General features: G+C 63.4%; 5 protein-coding genes. 3 read left to right on the top strand and 2 right to left on the bottom strand.

Annotated features, from left to right (window positions below; genetic code table 11):
• The coding region (locus tag ENZ75_RS34730) for a hypothetical protein (protein ID WP_206617102.1) at positions 1-244 on the top strand (244 nt) is incomplete at its 5' end.
• Between the two features lie 380 nt (positions 245-624).
• Here the strand turns inward: ENZ75_RS34730 and ENZ75_RS25570 are convergent.
• Positions 625-1,494, bottom strand: coding sequence for a transglutaminase family protein (locus tag ENZ75_RS25570; protein ID WP_013529017.1), 870 nt, complete (start codon positions 1,492-1,494; stop codon positions 625-627).
• Between the two features lie 165 nt (positions 1,495-1,659).
• Here ENZ75_RS25570 and ENZ75_RS25565 point away from each other — a divergent pair, with 165 nt between their 5' ends.
• Positions 1,660-2,325 carry an HAD-IA family hydrolase gene (locus tag ENZ75_RS25565; RefSeq protein WP_128278407.1) on the top strand — a complete coding sequence of 222 codons (666 nt, stop codon included), beginning with the start codon at positions 1,660-1,662 and terminating at the stop codon, positions 2,323-2,325.
• A 7-nt stretch (positions 2,326-2,332) separates the two neighbouring features.
• Here ENZ75_RS25565 and ENZ75_RS25560 read toward each other — a convergent pair whose 3' ends face one another.
• Entirely contained in the window at positions 2,333-2,554 is a 222-nt protein-coding gene (locus tag ENZ75_RS25560) for a DUF1674 domain-containing protein (RefSeq protein WP_024504209.1), read from the bottom strand.
• Between the two features lie 105 nt (positions 2,555-2,659).
• Here ENZ75_RS25560 and htpX point away from each other — a divergent pair.
• Positions 2,660-3,435: zinc metalloprotease HtpX (gene htpX, locus ENZ75_RS25555; RefSeq protein ID WP_128278406.1), on the top strand; the 776-nt coding region annotated here is incomplete at its 3' end.

Here is a 3,435-nt window from a genome sequence, read left to right as displayed (position 1 = left end):
CAAAGACCGGGGGGCGGAGGCCGAACAGAATGGCAAAATTCCCCCCGCCATCCCGGGCGAACCCGCCGATCGCGTGAACAAGACCCCCGTAATTCCGCATCCTACAGCCTCCATTCGCCTCGGCCTCGTCGCCGCGGACAGGGCAATGCAGGATTCCCGCCGGATGACGCCGCTGGCTGGCAGAAGGCCGGCCGCTTGCCGCCAAATCATTGTTTTTGTTCGGCTTCAAGCTCCGCAAAGGTGAATGACTGGTAAACAGAAAAGCGCGGCCGCGGCTGCGTTTACGAGCCGGTTACCATGCTCAAGACGAAGCAATCACGGAATCCCGATGACGTCCTGTTGCGGGACAGGGTCCGTGTGCCGAAGCGGGCCAGTTGTCCCGAGACTGCAGGGCGCGAAATGATCGGATCCAACGCCTCCGGCCGTCGAAAGACCAAAGCGCCATCACGTTTGAAAACCAGGGCCGCTTTTGGCCGCGCCTCAAGGGGGTGTTGAGATTCAGGTCAGGCCAGGTCGAAAATGATGGCTTTCGAGAACCGGAGCGGAGCGGACATTTGGTCCGTGAGCACCGGAAGCGCAGAAAGCCGTCATTTGCAGACCGGCCTCACCTGAATCGACATACCGTTAGGCCAGCATCTGTGCGCCGACGGTCCTGTCGATACCGTGGTAGGGCGGGTTGAACAGATTGCCTTCCTGTTCATAGGTCCATACCTTGAACAGGCTGAGCCGGTGGGCGCCGAAACTATGCAGCAGCGGCACGTCGGTGGCGTCGCGGCCGCGGGCGATGACGATGCGGCCGATTCTTGGCGTGTTGTGGCGAGGATCGAACGTGTACCATTTGCCGTCGAGGAACACTTCCAGCCACGCCGAAAAGTCCATCGGTGCCGGATCGGCTGGCACGCCGATATCACCGAGATAGCCGTTCACATAGCGTGCCGGAATATTCATGCAGCGGCAAAGCGTGATCGCCAGATGAGCGAAGTCGCGGCAGACCCCGACGCGTTCCTCATGCGCCTGAGCCGCCGTGCGGGTCGAGCGCGCATAGCCATAGCCGAACGACAGCCGGTTGTGGACATAGTCGACGATCGCCTGCACGCGCGCCCAGCCGGACGGAATGTCGCCGAAGAGCTGCCAGGCCAGGCTGCTCAGATGATCCGTCTCGCAATAGCGGCTGCCCAGGAGATAACCGAGAACTTCGTCCGGCAGGTCCGCCACCGGCACTTCCCTGGCCAGCGTGTTTACCTCGTCCGTCTCGCCGCTGTCCTCGACGACCGCGTCGTACAGGATGCGAAAACCACCGGCGGGCGCTGTGAAGCGCCGGCAGGCATTGCCATGCAGATCGTGGTACAGCCTTGTCGGCACCGCGGGCGAGGTCAGCACCCGCGTCTGCCGCTTGATATCAGCCTGCCTGTCCCGATGGATCTCGAGCACTGAAATCACCGGCGTGGCGGCTACGCATTCGATGGCGATTTCATAGCCGAGCCGGATCAGCATCGTTGGTCCCCCCTTCGATCTTGTGAGAAGCAGTCCTTCCCAAACGCCCGGAGGATACCGTGGTTCCCTGGGCCGATCGAAAAGCCCACCCCGTGTCTTCCCCTGCCGCGGTCGAGACGTTAGGTTCGGCAACCCCACCAGCGCTCCCCGGACTCAAGGAAAATCATGTATTCAAGCAGAAAATTCGCGGCCTTCCTCTTCGACATGGACGGCACGCTCATCAATTCCATCGCCTCGGCGGAACGGGTGTGGAGCGATTGGGCACGCCGCCAGGGCCTCGACGTCGCTGCCTTCCTGCCGACGATCCATGGCGTACGCGCGATCGAGACCATCACCGGCCTGGCGCTGCCGGGCGTCGACCCGGCACACGAGGCTGATCTGCTGCTGAAGGCCGAGGCGGCCGATCTCGAAGGCATTATCCAGATCGCCGGCGCCGTGGCATTTCTCGATTCGCTGCCGCCCGAACGCTGGGCGATCGTAACCTCCGCCCCACGTGAGCTGGCGCTGTTGCGCATGAAGGCCGCGGGCATCCCCGTCCCGGCCGTCATCGTCGCAGCGGAAGATGTCTCCCGCGGCAAGCCGGCGCCCGATTGCTTCCGGCTTGGCGCGGAACGGCTCGGCTTCGACGCGCGCGACTGCCTCGTGTTCGAGGATGCCCCGGCCGGCATAGCGGCAGCCGAAGCGGCGGGCGCGGCGGTCATGGTCATCAGCGCCACGCACAAGCGCCCCTTGCCAACGCAACACGCCGCGATCGCGGGCTACGACATGGTGGGCATCACCGTCGACGAGCGTGGCTGGATCGCGCTCGAGCCGCAGCGCAACGCCGCCTAGGCCGCGTCTAGAAATCGCTGGTCAGGCCCTTTACCTCCCAGTCGCCGTAGCGGCCGGGCTCCTTGCCGCCGCGGCCGCCGATTTCCTTCGGCGCCGAGGCTTCCTTTTCCAGGTACTTTACACGCCTTGCTTCGGCTTCCGCGAGCGCACGTCTGGCTTCCGGCGTCAGCGCCTTTGGCTCGACATCATGGGCAAGCTCGGCATCGGTTTTACTGGCTTCGTCGTTCATGCGATATTTCCAGCGGATTGAAACGGGAACTGGTGTTTCCCATCATATAGCGATGAGACGAAGCGGATCGACCCCTTTTCGCTATCACCTGGACAGGAGCAGACGATGAACACACTTCGCACCGCCATGCTTCTTGCCGCGATGACCGCGCTGTTCATGGGCGTCGGCTTTTTGATCGGCGGAACCGGCGGCATGATGATCGCGCTGCTGATCGCCGCCGGCACCAATCTGTTCAGCTACTGGAATGCCGACAAGATGGTGCTGTCGATGAACCGTGCCGTCGAGGTCGACGAGAAGAACGCGCCCGAATATTACGCCATCGTCCAGTCGCTCGCCAAACAGGCCGGCCTGCCCATGCCGAAGACCTACCTGATCGACAATCCGCAGCCGAACGCCTTTGCCACCGGCCGCAACCCGCAGAACGCGGCGGTCGCTGCCTCCACCGGCCTGTTGCAGGCGCTGACGCCTGAAGAGGTCGCAGCCGTCATGGCGCACGAACTCGCCCATGTGCAGCACCGCGACACGCTGACCATGACGATCGTCGCCACCTTTGCCGGTGCCATTTCGATGCTCGGCAATTTCGCCTTCTTTTTCAGTGGCAATCGCGACAACAATCCGTTCGGCTTTGTCGGCGTGCTGGCGGCGATGATCGTAGCGCCCTTTGCCGCGATGGTCGTGCAGATGGCGGTCAGCCGCACCCGCGAATACGAGGCCGACCGACGTGGCGCCGAAATCTGTGGACACCCGCTCTGGCTGGCATCGGCGCTTGACAAGATCGCCCGCGGCGCCGAACGCATCCGCAACCCCGATGCCGAGCGCAATCCCGCGACCGCGCATCTCTTCATCATCAATCCCCTTCACGGCGAGCGCATGGACAGCCT

Source organism: Mesorhizobium sp. M7A.F.Ca.CA.002.04.1.1, from assembly GCF_004022805.1.
GTDB lineage: Bacteria > Pseudomonadota > Alphaproteobacteria > Rhizobiales > Rhizobiaceae > Mesorhizobium > Mesorhizobium ciceri.
Note: the sequence above shows the minus strand (reverse complement) of the source record. Positions and strands in the feature narration are given on the sequence as shown.